Annotated in this window: 20 protein-coding genes; 9 read left to right on the plus strand and 11 right to left on the minus strand. The window is 72.7% G+C overall.

What is annotated here, in order from left to right:
- Positions 1-226 precede the first annotated feature (226 nt).
- The gene (locus tag C1I92_RS21150) at positions 227-826 is read right to left on the minus strand and encodes a TetR/AcrR family transcriptional regulator (RefSeq protein ID WP_111256632.1); all 600 of its coding nucleotides are present in this window, start codon (positions 824-826) and stop codon (positions 227-229) included.
- Between the two features lie 6 nt (positions 827-832).
- Positions 833-2383, minus strand: a complete 1551-nt coding sequence (locus tag C1I92_RS21155) for an MFS transporter (protein WP_233507137.1) — start codon at positions 2381-2383, stop codon at positions 833-835.
- 239 nt (positions 2384-2622) lie between these two features.
- Between C1I92_RS21155 and C1I92_RS21160 the strand changes: the two genes are divergently transcribed.
- The 8 genes from C1I92_RS21160 (at position 2623) to C1I92_RS21195 (ending at position 8935) form a co-directional block, all read left to right on the plus strand.
- Entirely contained in the window at positions 2623-3339 is a 717-nt protein-coding gene (locus C1I92_RS21160) for an LppX_LprAFG lipoprotein (RefSeq protein WP_158564222.1), read from the plus strand.
- Positions 3323-5077 carry an MFS transporter gene (locus C1I92_RS21165; RefSeq protein WP_199521446.1) on the plus strand — a complete coding sequence of 585 codons (1755 nt, stop codon included), beginning with the start codon at positions 3323-3325 and terminating at the stop codon, positions 5075-5077. Before C1I92_RS21160 ends, C1I92_RS21165 begins: the two co-directional genes overlap by 17 nt.
- Positions 5074-5982: a ferredoxin family protein gene (locus tag C1I92_RS21170; RefSeq protein ID WP_111256635.1), complete on the plus strand. Its 909-nt coding sequence runs from the start codon at positions 5074-5076 to the stop codon at positions 5980-5982. Before C1I92_RS21165 ends, C1I92_RS21170 begins: the two co-directional genes overlap by 4 nt.
- A gap of 10 nt (positions 5983-5992) precedes the next feature.
- On the plus strand, positions 5993-6493 hold the full coding sequence (locus C1I92_RS21175) for a beta-class carbonic anhydrase (RefSeq protein ID WP_199521447.1): 501 nt from the start codon (positions 5993-5995) through the stop codon (positions 6491-6493).
- A gap of 482 nt (positions 6494-6975) precedes the next feature.
- The gene (locus C1I92_RS21180; protein WP_111256637.1) at positions 6976-7317 is read left to right on the plus strand and encodes an ArsR/SmtB family transcription factor; all 342 of its coding nucleotides are present in this window, start codon (positions 6976-6978) and stop codon (positions 7315-7317) included.
- A gap of 3 nt (positions 7318-7320) precedes the next feature.
- Positions 7321-7812, plus strand: a complete 492-nt coding sequence (locus C1I92_RS21185) for an SRPBCC domain-containing protein (RefSeq protein WP_111256638.1) — start codon at positions 7321-7323, stop codon at positions 7810-7812.
- Positions 7812-8432 carry a dihydrofolate reductase family protein gene (locus C1I92_RS21190; RefSeq protein WP_111256639.1) on the plus strand — a complete coding sequence of 207 codons (621 nt, stop codon included), beginning with the start codon at positions 7812-7814 and terminating at the stop codon, positions 8430-8432. The genes C1I92_RS21185 and C1I92_RS21190 overlap by 1 nt, the downstream gene beginning before the upstream one ends.
- 20 nt (positions 8433-8452) lie before the next feature.
- Positions 8453-8935, plus strand: coding sequence for a GNAT family N-acetyltransferase (locus C1I92_RS21195; RefSeq protein ID WP_111256640.1), 483 nt, complete (start codon positions 8453-8455; stop codon positions 8933-8935).
- Here C1I92_RS21195 and mnhG read toward each other — a convergent pair.
- The 8 genes from mnhG to C1I92_RS21230 all read right to left on the minus strand — a co-directional run bounded on the left by mnhG (position 8917) and on the right by C1I92_RS21230 (position 17774).
- Entirely contained in the window at positions 8917-9270 is a 354-nt protein-coding gene (mnhG, locus tag C1I92_RS21200; protein ID WP_111256641.1) for a monovalent cation/H(+) antiporter subunit G, read from the minus strand. The two genes, C1I92_RS21195 and mnhG, sit on opposite strands and share 19 nt — an antisense overlap.
- Positions 9267-9539: an MrpF/PhaF family protein gene (locus C1I92_RS21205; RefSeq protein ID WP_111256642.1), complete on the minus strand. Its 273-nt coding sequence runs from the start codon at positions 9537-9539 to the stop codon at positions 9267-9269. Before C1I92_RS21205 ends, mnhG begins: the two co-directional genes overlap by 4 nt.
- Complete coding sequence (locus C1I92_RS21210) at positions 9536-10096, minus strand: Na+/H+ antiporter subunit E (RefSeq protein WP_111256643.1); 561 nt, start codon at positions 10094-10096, stop codon at positions 9536-9538. The genes C1I92_RS21205 and C1I92_RS21210 overlap by 4 nt, the downstream gene beginning before the upstream one ends.
- Positions 10093-11673, minus strand: coding sequence for a Na+/H+ antiporter subunit D (locus C1I92_RS21215; protein ID WP_111256644.1), 1581 nt, complete (start codon positions 11671-11673; stop codon positions 10093-10095). Before C1I92_RS21215 ends, C1I92_RS21210 begins: the two co-directional genes overlap by 4 nt.
- Positions 11670-12125, minus strand: coding sequence for a Na(+)/H(+) antiporter subunit C (locus C1I92_RS21220; RefSeq protein ID WP_111256645.1), 456 nt, complete (start codon positions 12123-12125; stop codon positions 11670-11672). The genes C1I92_RS21215 and C1I92_RS21220 overlap by 4 nt, the downstream gene beginning before the upstream one ends.
- Positions 12122-15034, minus strand: coding sequence for a Na+/H+ antiporter subunit A (locus tag C1I92_RS21225; protein WP_111256652.1), 2913 nt, complete (start codon positions 15032-15034; stop codon positions 12122-12124). Before C1I92_RS21225 ends, C1I92_RS21220 begins: the two co-directional genes overlap by 4 nt.
- A gap of 92 nt (positions 15035-15126) precedes the next feature.
- Complete coding sequence (locus C1I92_RS33430; RefSeq protein WP_146605223.1) at positions 15127-15528, minus strand: hypothetical protein; 402 nt, start codon at positions 15526-15528, stop codon at positions 15127-15129.
- Positions 15529-15674: 146 nt separating this feature from the next.
- Complete coding sequence (locus C1I92_RS21230) at positions 15675-17774, minus strand: DNA gyrase/topoisomerase IV subunit B (RefSeq protein ID WP_111256646.1); 2100 nt, start codon at positions 17772-17774, stop codon at positions 15675-15677.
- A 207-nt stretch (positions 17775-17981) separates the two neighbouring features.
- On the opposite strand from C1I92_RS21230, the gene C1I92_RS21235 reads away from it, so the two are divergent.
- Positions 17982-18254 (plus strand): DUF7455 domain-containing protein, encoded by a 273-nt coding sequence (locus C1I92_RS21235; RefSeq protein ID WP_111256653.1) that lies wholly within the window; start codon positions 17982-17984, stop codon positions 18252-18254.
- Here the strand turns inward: C1I92_RS21235 and C1I92_RS21240 are convergent.
- Positions 18244-18598, minus strand: a 355-nt coding sequence (locus C1I92_RS21240; protein WP_111256654.1) for an SRPBCC family protein, incomplete at its 5' end; no start/stop codon positions are given. The genes C1I92_RS21235 and C1I92_RS21240 overlap by 11 nt on opposite strands.

The following is an 18598-nucleotide window of genomic DNA, read 5'->3' on the forward strand; positions in this document are numbered from 1 at the left end:
ATCATCGGCGATCCACCACACCATGGCGTGGTCGATCGCCGATGATCATGGAGCGGGTGGCGGCAAGCGGACGGCAACCCACAGCGGAGTCGGTCGCCAAAGAGTGCGACCGTGAGAGGCCGGCGGACAGCAACCAGACAGCGGACCCCAAAGCCTGGGCCACTCTTTCCTCGCCCCCTGATGCTGTGAGAACGAGGGCGCAGAGGGCCGAGGAACTGGAGAACCTCTACCCCCGCGCAACCCCGTTCAACACGCCGTCGAGGAACTGCTCGAGCAGCTCGCGGGTCGGGTTGCGCTCGGGGTTGTGCAGCATCCAGTGCAGCGTCGGCGCGGTGACGATCTCGGCCACGACCTCCAGGTCGAGATCGTCGCGCAGCTCGCCCCGCTCGACGGCGCGCTCCAACGCGGCCCGCGTCAGCGCGCGCCGCGGCGCGATGACCGACTCCCGGTACTGGGCGTCCAGCGCCGGGTAGCGGGTCATCTCGCCGATGAAGCAGGCGTACACCTTGCGGTTGCGCGCCGACTCGCGGCCGCGGGCCGCCGCCTCCACCAGCACCAGGAGATCGTCGCGGATGGAGGTGCCGGGCAGCGTCGGCAGCGGGCCCTTGAGCTCGGCGACAGCGTCGCAGATCAGGCTCTCCAGGCCCTTCCACCGCCGGTAGATGGTGGTCTTGCCGACGCCGGCCTGGGCCGCGATGCCCTCGATGGTGGTGCCGGCGATGCCGGACCGCGCGAGCAGGTCGAGGGTCGCCTCGATGATCGCCCGGTCGGCGTCCTCGCTGCGCGGCCGCCCGCCGCGCCGCTCCGCCTGCGCGATCTCCGTCATGTCAGGTCACGTCCTCGCTGTCTCCGGCTCCGGCGCCTCCGTTGGCGCCGGCGCGGACGCGGCCGACCGGCCGGGCAGGAACACCCCGACGACGACCACGCTCAGCGCCGCCACCGCGGCTCCCAAGAAGGCTACCCAGTGCACGCCGCCGATGAAGGCGTCGAACGCCGGGCCGCGCACCTGCGCGACGACGCCGGCCCGCTCGGCCGCCTGCATCGTGGTGCCGATCGACTCGGCAGCGGCGTGCCTGACCCCCTCGGGCAGCACGCTGACCGCGTCCTCCACCCCGGACCGGTACCGCGCCGACAGCACCGCACCCAGCACGGCGACCCCGAGGGCGCCGCCGACCTGGCGCATCGTGTTGTTGACGGCTGAGCCGACGCCGGCCTTCTCGCGCGGGACGGCGGCCATGACGGCGGTCGTGGCCGGCGGCATGACGTTGGCGATGCCGGCGCCCTGGACGAAGAACGCGGCCAGCAGGAACCACAGCGGCGTCGTCTCGTCGATGAACCCCATCGCGACCAGGCTGACCGCGACCAGCGACAACCCCGTCGCCGTCACCGCCCGGATGCCCCACCGCTGCACCGCCGTCGACGAGAACGTCGAGAACACCGTCTGCGCGATGGCGAACGGCAGGAACATCAGGCCGGTCTCCAGGGGCGAGTACCCGCGGACGATCTGCAGGTAGAACGTCATGAAGAAGAACGTGCCGAGCATGGCGAAGAACACCAGCCCGATCGTCGTCACCGACGCCGAGAACACCGGGTTGCGGAACAGCCCGACGTCCAGCGCGGGGTGGGTGGAGCGGCGCTCGAACACGACGAACAACGCCAGCACGACCACCCCGCCGATCGTGGAGCCCCAGACCAGCGGGTCGGTGACGGTGGCCCGCTCGCCGCCCTCGATGATGCCGTAGACGAGCAGCGTCAGCCCGACGATGGACAGCAGCACGCCGATCGGGTCCAGCCGGCCGGGCGACGGGTTGCGCGACTCGGGCACCAGCCACGCGATCAGCGCCAGCCCGAGCACCACGACCGGCACGTTGATGAGGAACACCGAGCCCCACCAGAACCGCTCCAGCAGCGCGCCGCCGAGCACCGGCCCGAGCACGATGGAGATGCCGACGGAGGCGACCCAGATGCCGATGGCCCGGCCGCGCTCCTCCGGTTCGAAGACCTGCGTGATGATCGCGAGCGTCGACGGCATGACGGCGGCCGCGCCGACGCCCATGAAGGCGCGGGCCGCGATCAGCTGCTCCGGCGACGACGCGTAGGCCGAGACGGCCGAGGCGATGCCGAACAGCAGCAGGCCGAGCATGAGCATGCGCCTGCGGCCGAACCGGTCGCCGAGCAGGCCGAACGTGAACAGCAGCCCGGCGAAGACGAGCGTGTAGGAGTTGATCGCCCACTCCAGCTCACTCTGGGTGGCCGAGAGGTCGTCCTGGATGGTGCGGAGCGCGACGTTGAGCACCGTGTTGTCGAGCACGACGACGAGCAGGCTCACGACGAGAACGCCGAGGATGCTCCATCGCCGGTTGTGGATCGTCGCTTGGTCCACGATGGCGGTCCTTCCCTGCTGATCGATTCCGATACGGACACGTCCCGTATCGATTCGGCACCGACGCTAGACCGATCCGAAGCGATACGCAACCGTTTCGTATCGCTACGACGGAACTCTCAGCGAAATCACAGCCGCCGGCGCGCATCGTGGCCGCGCACCGAACGTGAGGAGAGCAGTCCATGTCCAGGCCGGGTGTCGTGGGTCACAGGTCGCGCAAAGGCTGGCAGACTGCCGTCATGCGTCCCGCCGCCCGACGTCTGCTGCCCGCCGCGCTCGTCATCGCCACACTGGCCCTGACCGCGTGCAGCGACGACGGCGACGGCGGCGGCAACGAGCCGTCCGAGGACCCGCAGGCTCAGCTGCAGACCGCCGCCGACCTGCTCAACGAGGCGTCCAGCGTCACGTTCACGCTCGAGGGCGAGGACCTTCCCGACGACGGCACGGTCGTCGTCGGCGGCGAGGGCGTCGCGGTGCCGCCGTCGTCGTTCGAGGGCGAGATCCGGATCCGCGCAGGCGCCCTGCCGGCCACCATCGAGGTCGTCTCCGTCGACGGGACGCTGTGGGCGCAACTGCCGCTGACCAGCGGGTTCGAGGAGGTCGACGCCCAGGAGCTGGGGTTCGGCGACCCCGGCCTGCTGATCGACCCCGACCACGGCGTCAGCCAGCTGCTCACGTCCGGCACCGAGATCAGCGCCGGCGAGCAGGTGCGCGTCGACGGCGAGGTCTACGACCAGGTCGAGTCGGTGCTGCCGGGCGAGCTGGTCGGCGAGGTGCTCACGATCGCCGACCCGACCGCCGAGGTGCGCGCGGTGTGGGCGCTGGACGCCGAGACCGGCCACCTGCGCCGGGCCACGCTGACCGGTCCGTTCTACGACGGCGGCGACGAGCAGACCTACTCCGTGAACCTCGACGACTATGACGAGCCCGCCGAGATCAGTGCTCCGGAGAGCTGAGCGCACCGGCCGCGCCGCGCTCGTCCTCGGGGTCATCGGCGTCCTGCTGGCCGCCGCGGACACCTACGTCATCGTCCTGGCGCTGCCGGACATGATGGTCGGCGTCGGGCTGGACGTCGACGAGCTCCAGCGCGCCGCTCCCCTGGTCTCGATGTTCCTGCTCGGCTACGTCGTCGTGCTGCCCCTGGTCGGGCGCGTCTCGGACGTGACCGGGCGGCTGCCGGTGCTGACCGGCTCGCTGCTGGTGTTCACCGCCGGGTCGCTGCTGACGGCGTCGGCCGACGGCGTCGCGGGCGCGGTCGTCGGCCGGTTCCTGCAGGGCGCCGGCGGCGGCGCGCTGGTCCCGGTGACGCTGGCGCTGGTCGCCGACCTGTGGCCGCCGGAGCGCCGTGGCGTGCCGCTCGGGCTGGTCGGCGCGGTGCAGGAGCTGGGCTCGGTGCTCGGGCCGCTGTTCGGCGCGGCGATCCTCGCGGTGGCGGACTGGCGGGCGATCTTCTGGGTCAACTTCGTGGTGGGCGCGGTGCTGTTCGCCGGGGCGGCGGTGGGGCGGCGGGCCGCGGCCGCGCCGTCGCCTGAGGACGACGCCGAGGCGCCGCCGCCGGGCCGGTTCGACGCGATCGGCGCGGTCCTCGGGCTGGCCGCCCTGGCCTGCGGCGGCGTCGCCGTGACCCGGCCCGCGTCGCTGGAGCAGAGCGTCCGCTGGGGCGAGCTGCTGGTGCCCCGGCTGGACGGCCGGGAGTGGACGACGCCGCTCGCGCTGGCCGCGTTCGCGCTGGTCGCCGCGTTCGTCGCGCGGGAGCTGACGGCGCGCCGGCCGGTGCTGCCGCTGCGCCGCACCCCGTCGGTGCTGCGCGCGGCCGACCTGCCCGGCGCGCTGCTGCTCGGCGTCGCGCTCGGCGGGATCGTGCTGACGTTCGCCACCGCCGATCCGGCGGTCGAGCTGATGGCGGACTCCGGGCCGTGGCTGCTGGCCGGGTCCGCCGTCGCGCTGGCGGCGTTCGGCTGGCGGCAGCGCCGGGCCGCCGCGCCGCTCGTCCCGTCGGCCGCCGTCCGCGCCACCGCCGCCTGGGGCGCGCTCGTGGTCAGCCTGTTCGTCGGCGCGGCGCTGGTGGCGGTCGTCGTCGACGTGCCGATCCTGGCCCGCACCGTCGTGCCCGGGTCGGACCAGCTGGACGCGGCGCTGGTGCTGCTGCGGTTCCTGGTCGCGCTGCCGGTCGGCGCGCTGCTCGGCGGCTGGCTGCTGCGCCGGTACGGTCCGGCGCTGCTGGCCGGCGCCGGGATGGCGATCGGCGCGGCCGGGCTCGCCGTGATGGCGACCTGGGGCGTCGGCTCGCTGGACGGGATCGGCGACGACGCGGTGCTGGTGGCGGCGGGTCTCGGGTTCGGGCTGGCGATCGCGCCGGTCAACGCGGCGCTGCTGGCTGCGGCGCCGCGCGAGACGCATGGCGTGGCCAGCGCGCTGCTCGTCGTCGCCCGGATGGTCGGCATGCTGGCCGGGCTGTCGGCGCTGACGGCGATCGGGCTGCGGCGGCTGTACTCCGTCCAGTCCGGCATCGAGTCACCGGCCGTCCTGTGCCCGGACTCCCCCACCGACTGCGACCCGTACGACGACGCCGTCCGGCAGGCCGTCGTCGAGCAGTTGCAGGCGACGTTCACCGGCGCGGCCGTGTGCGCGGCGGCCGCCACGGTGGGTGCCGTGCTGCTGTTGCGGCACCGTGCCCGTACCGTGGAGTCGTGACGCTCTGCTCGGACGTCGGCCGCGAGCTGGCCGAGCCGCTGGCCGGCACGGCGCCCGTCGCCGCGTGGTGGCTGGTGGTCGAGCAGCCCGGACCGTGGGGCGCGAAGGCGCTGACGCAGTCGCACCTGGACCCGTCGCTCGGGCGTGACCTCGACGCGGCCGCAGCCGAGTACGGCGGACGGGTCGCGCTGGTGCGGCGGCCGCGGCGGCATCCCGACACGCACTATCCGGCGGCGCGCCGGGTCTGGCTGGCCGGCACGACGCCGGGCGCGACGTTCCTGCTCGGCGGCTGGCTGCCGTCGCCTGAGGTGCTGCGCTCGCTCGACTTCGCCGCGCTGGCGTCCGGTTCGCCGTCCAGCCTGCCCGAGCTTCAGCCGGAGACCGAGCCGCTGCTGCTGGTCTGCACGAACGGCCGCCGCGACCTGTGCTGCGCGGTGAAGGGGCGCGACCTGGTCGCCGGGTTGCGCGACGACGTGCTCGGCCGGGTCTGGGAGACCACGCACCTGGGCGGGCACCGGTTCGCGCCGACGGCGGTGCTGCTGCCGCACGGCGTCGTGTACGGGCGGCTGGACGACAAGCAGGCGCTGCTGCTGGTCGAGTCCGCCCGCGACGGTGGCTTCCTCGGCGACGGATACCGCGGCCGCAGCACGTTCTCCCGGCCCGGCCAGGCCGCCGAGGCCGCGGTCCGGCAGCGGCTCGGCGACTCCGGGCTGGACGACCTGACCGTCGCGTCCGCCGACCCGGACGGCGACGGCGCCTGGTCCGCCGTCGTCGCGCACCGTGACGGGCGGAGCTGGACGGTCGCCGTCCGCTCACAGGAGCAGCACCCGCCCCGGCCCGAGTCGTGCGGCAAGCCGCCGGCCACCCCGATCGCATACGTTGCCGATGTCCCCGTCCCGAGGTGAGAGGAACCCGATGCAGTCCGACGAGTTCGCCGACGTCCTGGTCGCCAACGACGACTACGCCGAGCGGTTCGCCCTGGCCGGCCTGGAGCCGGTCGCCGCGCGCGGGCTGGCCGTCGTCACCTGCATGGACTCGCGCATCGAGCCGCTGGACATGCTCGGCCTGAAGCCCGGCGACGCGAAGATCATGCGCAACGCCGGCGCCCGCGTCACAGCCGACGTGCTGCGCACGCTGGCGCTGGCGACACACCTGCTCGGCGTCACCCGGATCATGGTGGTGGCGCACACGAAGTGCAAGATGGCCAGCGCAACGTCGGAGGAGGTCGTCGCCGCGATCGAGCAGTCCACCGGCATCGACGTGCGCAGCCTCGACTTCCAGCTGATCGCCGACCAGCCGGCCACCCTCCGCGACGACGTGCAGAAGGTCCGCTCCTGGCCCTTCCTGCCCCCGGCCGTCCCCGTCGGCGGCTTCCTCTACGACGTCGACACCGGCCGGCTCACCCAGCTCGCCTGACGTACCGGGCGTGCGGGCGGGTGTGGACGCTCATGATCATCAACCATCCGGTACCTCGCTAGGCGTTCTCCCGCTCTACCACCCATGCATGCCCGGTAGAGCGGGAGAACGCCTGGTGGGCCGCCCGGACCCGAGCCACAGACCACGCCGAAGTCCCCAACGGGGGTCGCCGTGCCCCGACGGGCCGTCGCCACACTCCCCCCGTCCCCCTGATAGCTGCCCGTTCTTGGCCGGGACGACTCGGGTCAAGTACGGCGGCCCCCACCACAACACAACAGAAACCAGCAAGAGCCGCCGGACTTGAGGCGCGCCGACCCGGCTAAGAAAATGGGCACCAGGGGGACGGCCAACGGTCGCAACCCCTCAATGCCGACGTCGCAGCCATCAAGCCAACGGCAGCAAGACCACCAACCTCCCCCGCCGGGTACAACGCGTCCTCCCCACGCCCTTGACGCATGCCGATATAGGCATACGATGGCGTTATGGCACGAGCAGCGACGACGTCGGACGTGTTCAACGCGATCGCCGAGCCGCAGCGCCGGGACATCCTGATGCTGCTGCGGGCCGGCGAGTGGCCGGTCACCGACCTGGCCCGGGAGCTCGGGATGACGCAGCCCGGCGCGTCCAAGCACCTGCGGGTGCTCCGCGAGGTCGGGCTGGTGCGCGACCGCAAGGCGGGCAAGCAGCGCCTGTACGGCCTCGACGCCCGCGGGCTGCGGCCGGTGCACGAGTGGACCGGCGGGTTCGAGCGGTACTGGAACGAGAGCTTCGACCGGCTGGACAGCTACGTCCAGCAGTTGAAGCAGGCCGGGCGGGAGGAGTAGCCGATGAGCGCGACGGCACAGTCCCCGACCGCTGACCGGGAGATCGTCATCTCCCGGGTCATCGACGCTCCGCGCGAGCTGGTCTTCGGGGCGTTCACCGAGGTGCGGCACCTGTCGCGGTGGTGGGGACCGGAGGGCTTCACGACCACCACGCGGACCTTCGAGTTCCGTGTCGGCGGGGTGTGGGACTTCGTGTTGCACGGCCCCGACGGCACCGACTATCCCGAGTGGATCACCTGGACCGAGATCGCCCCGCCGGAGCGGATCGCGCTGCTGCACGGCGAGTCGCGCGGCGACCCGAACGCCTTCGAGTCGGTCCTGACGTTCCAGCCCGACGGTACGGCGACCCGGATCGAGATGCGCACGGTGTTCCCCACCCGAGAGCTGCGAGACGAGATGGTCGAGAAGTATCACGCGATCGAGGGCGGCCGGCAGACCCTGAGCAACCTGGCCGCCTACGTCGCCGAGATCGTCCGGACGAGAGCGGAGGGCTGATGGCCGGCACGGTGTTCTTCAGCGTGTCGATGTCGCTGGACGGGTTCATCGCGCCCGAGTCCCCGGAGGACCTGATGGGGCGGCAATGGGTGGAGCTGCACCAGTGGCTCTTCCCCCTGCGGTTCACCCGCGAGAACCTGAGGCTCGGCGAGGGCGGCGAGGAGGGGCGCGACAACGACATCGCCCGCGAGACGTTCGAGCGCACCGGCGCGAGCGTGATGGGCAAGCGGATGTTCGACGCCGGCGAGCGGATGTGGCCGGAGGAGGCGCCGTTCCACACGCCGGTGTTCGTCGTGACGCACGAGAAGCGCGACCCATGGGAGCGGCCGGGCGGGACCACCTTCCACTTCGTCAATGACGGCATCCCGGCCGCGCTCGAGCGGGCCCGCTCGGCCGCCGGCGACCGCGACGTCCGTGTCGCCGGCGGCGGCGCGACGATCGTGGAGCATCTCAACGCGGGCCTGGTCGACGAGTTCACGGTCGCGCTGTCGCCCGTACTGTTCGGCTCCGGGGTCCGCCTGTTCGACGGTGTCGACGCGGGCCGCGTGGCCCTGAGGCAGGTCCGCTCGGAGTCCTCGCCGAGGGTGACGCACCTGACCTACACCGTCAGGGAGCGATAGGCCGCGGTTACGCTCGACGGGTGCCGCACACGTTCCGGGCCACGGCCGAGGCCGACCACGCCGCCCTGCTCCAGCTGAACAACGACCACGCGCTCGAGCTGTCCGAGCTGACCGCCGACGAGTTCCGCGAGCTGCTGAAGGTGGCGTGGCGGGTCCGGGTCACCGACGACCTCGCGGCGATGGTGATCGCGTTCGACCAGGACACGGTCCGCAGCAGCCAGAACTTCGACTGGTTCAAGGCCCGCCACCGGCGCTTCGCGTACATCGACCGGGTCGTCGTCGCGCCGTCGCGGCGTGGGCAGGGGCTGGCCCGGGCCCTCTACGACGACGTCATCGCCGCCGCCCGCGCCGAGGGGCAGCCGCTGCTGTGCGCGGAGGTCAACCTCGACCCACCCAACCCGGCGTCCGACGCGCTGCACACGTCGATGGGGTTCGCACCGGTCGGCTCGGCCGAGCTGGTCGGCAAGGGCAAGTCGGTGACGTACTACTCGCGGCCGCTCTGACCGTCCGGGTCCGACGACAGCACCGGCGTCAGCTCGTCCACCAGCAGCGTGTCGCGGCGCACCGCGCCGTGCCGGTACGCCGCCCGGCCCACCATGTGCGCCGCCACCGGGGCAGTGAGCAGCTGGAACACCGCGACGGCCAGCAGCATGCCGACGTCTGTCCAGTCGCGCAGCCGCAGCCCGACGCCGACCAGGATCAGCAGCAGGCCGAGCACCTGCGGCTTGGTCGCGGTGTGCATGCGGCTGAGCAGGTCCGGGAAGCGGACCAGCCCGATGGCGGCGACGAGCGACAGCGCGCACCCGGCGAGCAGGAAGACGGCGGAGAGCACGTTCACGGGTTCTCCCCCTTGTCGTCGTGGGCGGCGAACCGGGCGACGCTGACCGAGCCGACGAAGCCGACCAGCGAGAGCACGACGAGGATCGGCAGCGTCGTCGCGTGCCGGTTCAGCGCCGCCTCCAGCCCGAGCCCGGCGACGACGATGGCGATGAGCACGTCCATCGCGACGACCCGGTTGAGCATGGTCGGGCCGACCGCCATCCGGGTCAGCACGAGGACGGCGGCGACGCTCAGCATGGCGGCGCACACCCAGATCACGACGGTCATGACGCTGCTCCCTCGACCCGGTAGGCGGCCAGTTCCTCCTCCGACGCCAGCGCCCGCATGACCCGCTCCTCCTGCCGCAGCGCCCGCCGCCGGGCGGCCTCGACGTCGGCCAGGGAGCGGACGCCGAGAACGTGCAGGAACAGCGTCGACGTCGACCGGCGGGCCTCGACGACGAGGCTGCCGGGGACGAGCGACAGCAACTGGGCGGTGAGCGTCAGATAGAGGTCGGACCGGCTGCGCAGATCCACCTCGATGACGGCGTTCAGCGGCCGTTGCCCGATCCGCAGCGCCTGTGCCGCGACCTGGACGCTGGCGACGACGAGGTCGGCGGCGAACCAGCCGATCAGCCGGGCCAGCCCGAGCGGGCGGACCCGGCCGCCGAAAACGATCGGCGGCAGCGGGAACACCAGCACCACGACGGTGGCGACGACCAGCCCGGCCAGCGCGTTGGCGACGGTGAAGCTGCCCCACAGCAGCACCCACACGACGGTCAGGCCGATCAGCACCGGCCACTGGACGCCGTTGCGCCGCTCCGGGACCTCCTGCGACGAGCTCACGGCGCACCTCCCGGCAGGACGGCCTCGACATACGGGGTGCGTTCGCGCAGGTCGGCCGCGGCGCGGTCGGTGAGCCCGAACAGCGGCCCCGCGAACACCGTCATCGCGACCCCGACCAGCAGCAGCACGGCGGCAGGCCCGGCCATCCCGGCCCGGAGCGCGACCGTCGCGACCCTCCCGTTGACCGGAGTGGCGGTGCGGACGGGCTTGCGGTGCAGGTCGGTCCGTGGCCCCGCGGCGTCGTCCGGCGCCGGCGCCGGCGGCTGCCAGAACGCCCGGTTCCACGCCTTCGCCATCGCGTACAGCGTCAGCAGGCTGGTGACGACGCTGCCCGCGACCAGCACGTACGCCAGCCAGCCGCCATCGTCGACGCCGGCCTGCATGAGCCCGAGCTTGCCGAGGAACCCGGAGAACGGCGGGATGCCGGCCAGGTTCATCGCCGGGACGAAGAACAGCAGCGCCAGCGCCGGCGACAGCCGGGCCAGCCCGCCGAGCCGTTCCAGCGACGTGCTGCCGCCGCGCCGCTCGATCAGGCCGGCGACGAGGAACAGGTTGGTCTGGATGACGATGTGGTGCACGACGTAGTAGATCGCGCCGGACAGCCCGTCGTCGCTGGCCAGCGCCACCCCGAAGACCATGTAGCCGATGTGGCTGACCAGGGTGAACGACAGCATCCGTTTGAGGTCGTCCTGCGCGACGGCGCCGAGGATGCCGATCACCATTGTCAGCAGCGCCGCCCACAGCAGCAGGTCCGACAGCGGGCTGTCCGGGAACAGCAGCGTCTGCGTCCGGATGATCGCGTAGACGCCGACCTTCGTCAGCAACCCGGCGAACACCGCGGTGACCGGCGCGGGCGCGGTCGGGTAGCTGTCGGGCAGCCACGCCGACAGCGGGAACACCGCCGCCTTGATCGCGAACGCCGTCAGCAGCATCAGCTGCAGCATCAGCGAGACACCGGACGGCAGCTCGTCCAGCCGGCCGGCCAGCTGGGCCAGGCTGACGGTGCCGGTCGCGGCGTAGACCAGCGCCAGCGCCGTCAGGAACACGATCGACGACGCCAGGCTGACGACGACGTACGTGCTGCCGGCCCGGATCCGGTCGGCCGTGCCGCCGAGCGTCAGCAGCACGTACGACGCGGCCAGCAGGATCTCGAAGCCGACGTAGAGGTTGAACAGGTCGCCGGAGAGGAACGCGTTCGCCACGCCCGCGACCAGGATCAGGAACGTCGGATGGTAGATCGACAGCGGCGTGTCCGGACCGTACTCCACCAGGCCCTGACTCAGCGAGTACACCAGGACGCACAGCGCCACGACCACCGACACCAGCAGCATCAGCGCCGACAGCCGGTCCGCGACCAGCGAGATCCCGATGGGCGCCGGCCACCCGCCGACGTGCATGACTTGCGGGCCGTGCTCGTCGGCGCGGGCCAGCAGCACCGCGGCGACGACGACGACCAGCGCGAGCACGACGACGCTGACGACCCGCTGCGCCCGGGCGGACCGGCCCAGCGCGAGCGCCAGCCCGGCGCCGAACAGCGGCAGCACGACGGGCAGCGGGACCAGGGCGGACGCGTTCATCGGCGCTCCCCCGCGGTCTCGGCGGCCTCGTCGCTGCCCTCTTCGTCCATGGTGCCGCCGGCGCTGTCGTCGTAGCTGGACGACACCTCGTCCCGCTCGGCCCGGCGCCGGATCGCCGCGTCCTCGACGTCGTCCTGCACGTCGTCGTGCCCGTTGAGCTGCCAGGCCCGGTAGGCCATGGCCAGCAGGAACGCCGTCACGCCGAGCGTGATGACGATCGCGGTGAGCACCAGCGCCTGCGGCAGCGGATCGCTCATGTCGTCGACGTCACTCAGCCCGACGATCGGCGCCCGCCCGGCCGGGCCGGACGCCACCAGGAACAGCGTGTTGACGCCGTTGCCGATGAGGATCACGCCGATCAGGACGCGGGTCAGGCTGCGTTCCAGCAGCAGGTACACGCCGGCGGCGAACAGCACGCCGACCACGGCGACGAGGACCAGGTTCGCGCTCATCGCACCCCCTCCGCGGTCTCGATGGACTCGCCGGCGTCGGCGTCATCGTCGTCGCCGGCCTGTTCGTCGACGCCGCCGCCGAGGCTGCGCAGCACGTCGAGCATCAGCCCGATGACGACGAGGTAGACCCCGACGTCGAAGAACAGCGACGTCACGAAGTGCACCTCGCCGAGCAGCGGCAGCGAGAGGTCGACGATGGCGCTCTGCAGCACGTCGCCGCCGAAGGCCAGCGGCGCCAGCCCGCTGCCGGTGGCGATGAACAACCCGATCCCCAGCACCAGCCCGGCGTCGACCGGCGCCGCCTCGTCCAGCTCGTGCCGGCCCCCGGCCAGGTACCGGACCATCAGCGCCAGCCCGGCCACCAGTCCGCCGGCGAACCCGCCGCCGGGTGAGTTGTGGCCGACGAACAGCAGGTAGATGGAGAACACGATGACGATGTGGAAGGCCAGCCGGGTGACGACCTCGAACAGGATCGAGCGGCCCTCCGGCGCGACGGTGCGGCCGGCCCGCAGCCACAGGTTGCGGTGCGGACGGCGCTCCGACGACGCCGGCGCGCTGGCGATCGCGTCGTCGGGCCGGTGCCGCCCGGTCCGGCCGGTGATGAGGAAGATCAGGCTGGCCACGCCGGTCGCGGCGACGACGAGGACGGAGATCTCCCCCATCGTGTCCCAGGCCCGGATGTCGACCAGTGTGACGTTGACGATGTTGTAGCCGCCGCCGTAGGAGACGGCAGGCTCGGCGAACCCCTCCGACACCGGGTCGGCGGTCCGCGCGCCGGACGCGGCCAGCGCCAGTCCGGACATCACCAGCCCGACGGCGACGCCGAGCCCGATGCGCCACCAGCGCGACTTCGTCAGCGGGCGGTCGGAGAAGTACGTCGGCAGCCGCCGCAGCACCAGCACGAAGATCACCAGCGTGACGGTCTCGACCAGCACCTGGGTGAGCGCGAGGTCCGGCGCGCCGTGCAGGATGAACAGCATCGCCATGCCGTAGCCGGTGCCGCCGGCCAGCACGACCGCCTTCAGCCGGCGCCGCGACCGCGCCGCCAGCACCGCCGCGGCGATCATGATCGCGCCGACGATGGCCTGCCCGATGCTGTCCCAGGCCCGCACGCCCGGGCCGTCGGCCCAGAGTTGCCCGGCCACCAGCACCCCGCCCGGCACCGCGACGATGACCAGGAAGATCACCGCGAGGTAGCTGGGCAGCGAGCCGCGCTGGGTGGCGCCGGTGACCTCGACGGCGAGCCGGTCGACGCCGCGCATCATCGCCCGGTACGCCGTCTCCGCGTCGGCCGGCGGGGCCAGCGCCGCCTCGGCCCGGTCGACCCGGTCACGCCAGCGGAACAGCGCGATGCCGGCCAGCACCGACGCGACCGACAGCAGCAGCGCCAGGTTGACGCCATGCCACAGCGCCAGCTCCGGTTCGTGCGCCCCTGCCGGGAACAGCTCGGCGTACGGCGCCAGCAGCTCGGTCTCGACCGGCCCGAGGAAGCCCAGCGCCAGCCCGCCGAACGAGAGGAGCACCGGCGTGGCGGAGAAGCCGGCGGTCGGGAACCGGCAGTCCCTGCTCTCGATCGGAGGCACCCCGCTCTTGACGGCGAACGCGCCCCACACGAACCGGATGCTGTACGCGGCGGTCAGCGCCGAGCCGACGGCCAGCCCGGCGACCAGCGCCCAGCCGGCGAACGCGCCGATCCCGGTGCCGTCGCCGGTCTCGGCGATGTCGACGGCGGCGGCGTACGCGGTCTCCTTGGCGACGAACCCGGCCAGCGGCGGGATCGCCGCCATCGACGCGGCCGCCAGGATCGACGTCCACATCAGCAGCGGCAGCCGGCGGCCCAGCCCGGACAGCTCGCGCAGGTCACGGGTGCCGGCCGCGCGGTCCACCAGCCCGACCACCAGGAACAGCGTCGCCTTGAACAGCGCGTGCGCGACCAGCATCGCGACGCCGCCCAGCGCGGCGGCCCGGGTCCCGGCGCCGACCAGCACGATGAGGAAGCCCAGCTGGCTCACCGTCCCGTAGGCCAGCAGCAGCTTCAGGTCGGTCTGCCGCAGCGCCCGCAACCCGCCGAGCAGCATCGTCAGCACGCCGAGCGTCAGCAGCAGCGGCCGCCACGGCAGCAGCCCGGCGAACGCCGGCGCGAACAGCGCGACCAGGTACACGCCGGCCTTCACCATCGCGGCCGCGTGCAGGTAGGCGCTGACGGGGGTTGGCGCCGCCATCGCGCCGGGCAGCCAGAAGTGGAACGGCATCAGCGCCGACTTCGACACGGCGCCGACCAGCACCAGCACGACGGCGACCGTGACGGCGTCGCCGCCGGGCGGGTTCGCCAGCACGTCGGAGATCCGGTACGTCCCGGCGGCCTGCCCGATCACGATGACGCCGACCAGCATCGCCAGCCCGCCGAACGTCGTCACCATCAGCGCCTGCAGCGCCGCGCGCCGGTTCGCCTTGCGCTCCGGGTTGTGCCCGATGAGCAGGTACGACAGCACCGTCGTCAGCTCCCAGAACACGTACAGCACGAGCAGGTCGTCGGCCAGCACCAGCCCGAGCATCGCCGCGGCGAAGGCCGTCAGCAGCCCCGCGAACCGCGGCAGGCCGGCGTCGTCACGCCGGAAGTAGGCCGCGCAGTACGCCAGCACCAGCGCGCCGACGCCGGTGACCAGCAGCGTCATCACCCACGTGAGCGTCGTGAGCCGGAACGACAGCTCCAGCCCGAGCGACCCGACCCAGCGGACCCGCTGCTCGACCGAACCACCGTCACGCAACTCGCCGGTCATCGCGGCCGCCCAGGCGAACCCGGCGGCCGGCACGACGGCGAGCAGCAGCAGCGCGCGGCGACCCAGCCAGGTCACCAGGGCAGGCGCCAGCGCCGCGGCGACGAAGTGCGCGGCGATCAGGGCCAGCATCATGAGCGGCTCTCACGGTCGGACACGAGGAAACCCTTCGATGGTGCCGCCTGCGAGTGGGTCGCGGGGGCACATTCGCACGGACGGAACGGTCAGGCGGCGACGGGTTCAGGAGGGGCGCGACCGGCCGCCGGGCCGGCGGGGGCCGGCGCGGCCGGCCGCGCGGTGCCGCCGCGGACCACGTCCGCGACCGTGCCGGCGGCGCCCGGCGACGCGACCTCGGTGACGACGGCGGCTGCGTCCGGTCCGTCGTGGGCGCCGGCGGATGCCTGGCCGCCGGCGCCGTCCGGGACGGCGTCGCCGGCCGGCTGCTCGTCCGCGTCGGTGCGCGGCAGCGAGTTCGGGGTGATCTCCGCGGCCGGGTGGATGACCGGGCCGGCGCCGCGGACCGTGTCGCCGCCGCCGGTGACCATGGCGCCCGCCAGCACGACGAGGAGGGCGGACAACATCGCGACGACGAGGCTGCGGGGCAGGACGCGGGGCGCGGTCACCATGCGTCCCACCTCCCCGCTGCTCGTCTCGTCGCCCTCACCCTACCGGTCCGGAGGCCGGCCTCCGGACGGCGCCGCGCGCCGGATCGGCGCTGACCAGCGACGTGTGGCGGCTATTCCTGGTGACGGGGTGAGGAATGTCCCAGCGGTCAGGCGTCGATGCGGGCCCGGTCCAGCTCGGCGGCGCCGGCGATGATGAACTCCTTGCGCGGCGCGACGTCGTTGCCCATCAGCAGCTCGAAGACCCGCTCGGCCGCCTCGGCGTCGCGGGCGTTGATGCGCCGCAGCCGGCGGTGTCGCGGGTCCATCGTCGTCTCGGCCAGCTGCTCGGGGTCCATCTCGCCCAGGCCCTTGTAGCGCTGCGGGGTCTCCTTCACCCGGACGCCCTTGCGGGCAAGGTCGCGCAGGGTGCGGTCGAGGTCGGCGTCGGTGTAGGTGTAGATGTACTTGTCCTGACCCTTCTTCGGGTTGGACAGCTCGATGCGGTGCAGCGGCGGCATCGCGGCGAACAGCCGGCCGGCCTCGACGTACGGGCGCATGTACCGGTAGAAGAGCGTGATCAGCAGCGTGCGGATGTGCGCGCCGTCGACGTCGGCGTCGGTCATCAGGATGACCCGGCCGTAGCGGGACTGGTCGAGGTCGAACGAGCGGCCGCTGCCGGCGCCGAGCACCTGGATGATCGCCGCGCACTCGGCGTTCTTGAGCATGTCGGCGACGGACGCCTTCTGCACGTTGAGGATCTTGCCGCGGATCGGCAGCAGCGCCTGGTACTCCGCGTCGCGGGCCGACCGGCCGGTGCCCAGCGCGGAGTCGCCCTCGACGATGAACAGCTCGGACTTCTCCAGGCTGTTGGACCGGCAGTCGACCAGCTTGGTCGGCAGCGAGCTGGTCTCCAGCGCGTTCTTGCGCCGGACGGTCTCCTTGTGCAGCCGGGCGGCCACCCGGGCCTTGGCCGCCGAGACGACCTTCTCCAGCAGCGCCGCCGCCTGCGCCTTGTGATCACGCTTGGTCGACGTGAGCAGGGCCTTGAGCTCGCGCTCGACGATGGCGGAGGTGATCGAGCGGACCGCCGCGGTGCCGAGGACCTCCTTGGTCTGGCCCTCGAACTGCGGCTCGTCGAGGCGGACGGTGACGACCGACGTCAGGCCCTCGAGGACGTCGTCCTTCTCGATCTTGTCGTTGCCGGCCTTGAGCCGCCGGGCGTTGACCTTGACCTGGTCGCGCAGCGCCTTGAGCAGGCCCTGCTCGAACCCGGTGACGTGGGTGCCGCCCTTCGGGGTGGCGACGACGTTGACGAACGAGCGGCCGACGGTGTCGTAGCCGGTGTCCCAGCGCAGCGCGACGTCGACCTGGCAGACCCGCTCGGTGTCCTTGCTGACCAGCTGGCCGTCGTCGTCGAGGACGGGGACGGTCTCGCGGAAGGTCTGCTCGCCGGTGAGCCGCAGCACGTCGGTGACCGGTGCGCCCGGGCTGAGGAACTCGACGAACTCGCTGATGCCGCCGTCGTGCCGGAACGTCTCCTCGACGATCTCGTCGCCGCGCTCGTCGCGGACCACCAGCTGCAGCCCCGGCACCAGGTAGGACGTCTGGCGGGCGCGGGAGATGAGGTCGTCCCACGAGTACGCGGCGGTGGCGAGGAAGATCTGCCGGTCGGCGTAGAAGCGGACCCGGGTGCCGGTGACCCGCTTGGCCACCCGGCCGGTGATGCGCAGCTCGGAGTGGTCGGTGAACGGCGCGAACGCCGCCCTGGGTCCGTCGCCGTCCCAGACGCCGGGCTCGCCGCGCCGGAACGACATGGCATGCGTGCGGCCGTTGCGGTCGACCTCGACGTCGACCCGCTCGGACAGCGCGTTGACGACGCTGGCGCCGACGCCGTGCAGGCCGCCGGTGGCCGCGTAGGAGCCGCCGCCGAACTTCCCGCCGGCGTGCAGCTTCGTGTAGACGACCTCGACGCCGGACAGGCCGGACTTGGCGTGGATGTCGACCGGGATGCCGCGGCCGTTGTCGGCGACCGAGGCCGAGCCGTCGGCGTGCAGCACGACCTCGACGCGGTCGCAGAACCCGCCCAGCGCCTCGTCGACCGCGTTGTCGATGATCTCCCAGAGGCAGTGCATGAGGCCGCGTGAGTCGGTCGAGCCGATGTACATGCCCGGCCGCTTGCGCACGGCCTCCAGCCCCTCGAGCACCGAGAGGTGGCGGGCGGTGTAGTCGCCACCGGTGGTGGGGGCGTCGGCGCGCGCGGCGGTCACGGGTGTCCTCCTTGCGGTGAGCACATGCGGTGACAGCGTAAGCCCTCGGCACGACGGAACCGGTGCTGCCACGCGGGGCCGCCCGGCCCGAACGTGCTGCCGAGTCGATCAGGTGACCAGTGTCACAGCCCGGTCGATTACGCGCAGAGCGAACCACCCCTCACTCGAGATGCGGGAACGTCCGGGGGTGGTTACATGTTGGTACGGATGCACGAGACCACCGGAACCTTCGGTGGACCAACGATCAGGAAGGTAGGCGACGTGACTACTACGGCTCTCGCTACCAGCCCGCTGAAGGCCGCCGACCGCTGCGACAGCTGCGGCGCCCAGGCGTACATCCGCGTCGTCCTGAACGAGGGCGATCTTCTTTTCTGCGGCCACCACGGCCGCCGGCACGAGGCCAAGCTCCGCCCGCTCGCGGTCGAGTGGCACGACGAGACCAACCGCCTCCAGCCGCAGGCCACGCCCATCACCGACTGACTTCTCGTCCCACCACGTCGCCGCCGGCCGCCTCGTTCGCGAGGCGGCCGAGCACTATCCGCCAGCCGTCGATGGTCTCGCCGCGCAGCGTCGCCGGCAGACCGTCGTGGCGGAGCGTCACCCGGGTGCCACCGTCGTCGGGGGTCAGCGTGATCTCCACCCGGGAGCCGCCGGGCGGGATGTCCGGCACGCCGGGCGCCGGCTCCCAGCCGAACGTGAACACCAGCCGCTCGTACGGCTCCAGCTCGACGAACCGCCCGCTCATCACCGGCTCCGGCCCGCCGTCCATCGCGACGCGCAGCGTGCCGCCGGGACGCGCGTCCGCCTCCGCCCTCCCCCACCAC

The sequence above is a fragment of the Jiangella anatolica genome, assembly GCF_003236295.1.
Lineage (GTDB): Bacteria > Actinomycetota > Actinomycetes > Jiangellales > Jiangellaceae > Jiangella > Jiangella anatolica.

Bases quoted from the DNA above. Each gene is read 5' to 3' on its own strand.
- C1I92_RS21150 (WP_111256632.1), bottom strand. From the start codon at position 826: ATGACGGAGATCGCGCAGGCGGAGCGGCGCGGCGGGCGGCCGCGCAGC.
- C1I92_RS21235 (WP_111256653.1), top strand. From the start codon at position 17,982: ATGCACGAGACCACCGGAACCTTCGGTGGACCAACGATCAGGAAGGTA.
- C1I92_RS21220 (WP_111256645.1), bottom strand. From the start codon at position 12,125: ATGAGCGCGAACCTGGTCCTCGTCGCCGTGGTCGGCGTGCTGTTCGCC.
- C1I92_RS33430 (WP_146605223.1), bottom strand. From the start codon at position 15,528: ATGGTGACCGCGCCCCGCGTCCTGCCCCGCAGCCTCGTCGTCGCGATG.
- C1I92_RS21160 (WP_158564222.1), top strand. From the start codon at position 2,623: ATGCGTCCCGCCGCCCGACGTCTGCTGCCCGCCGCGCTCGTCATCGCC.
- C1I92_RS21225 (WP_111256652.1), bottom strand. From the start codon at position 15,034: ATGCTGGCCCTGATCGCCGCGCACTTCGTCGCCGCGGCGCTGGCGCCT.
- C1I92_RS21215 (WP_111256644.1), bottom strand. From the start codon at position 11,673: ATGAACGCGTCCGCCCTGGTCCCGCTGCCCGTCGTGCTGCCGCTGTTC.
- C1I92_RS21180 (WP_111256637.1), top strand. From the start codon at position 6,976: ATGGCACGAGCAGCGACGACGTCGGACGTGTTCAACGCGATCGCCGAG.
- C1I92_RS21175 (WP_199521447.1), top strand. From the start codon at position 5,993: ATGCAGTCCGACGAGTTCGCCGACGTCCTGGTCGCCAACGACGACTAC.
- C1I92_RS21190 (WP_111256639.1), top strand. From the start codon at position 7,812: ATGGCCGGCACGGTGTTCTTCAGCGTGTCGATGTCGCTGGACGGGTTC.
- C1I92_RS21205 (WP_111256642.1), bottom strand. From the start codon at position 9,539: ATGACCGTCGTGATCTGGGTGTGCGCCGCCATGCTGAGCGTCGCCGCC.
- C1I92_RS21185 (WP_111256638.1), top strand. From the start codon at position 7,321: ATGAGCGCGACGGCACAGTCCCCGACCGCTGACCGGGAGATCGTCATC.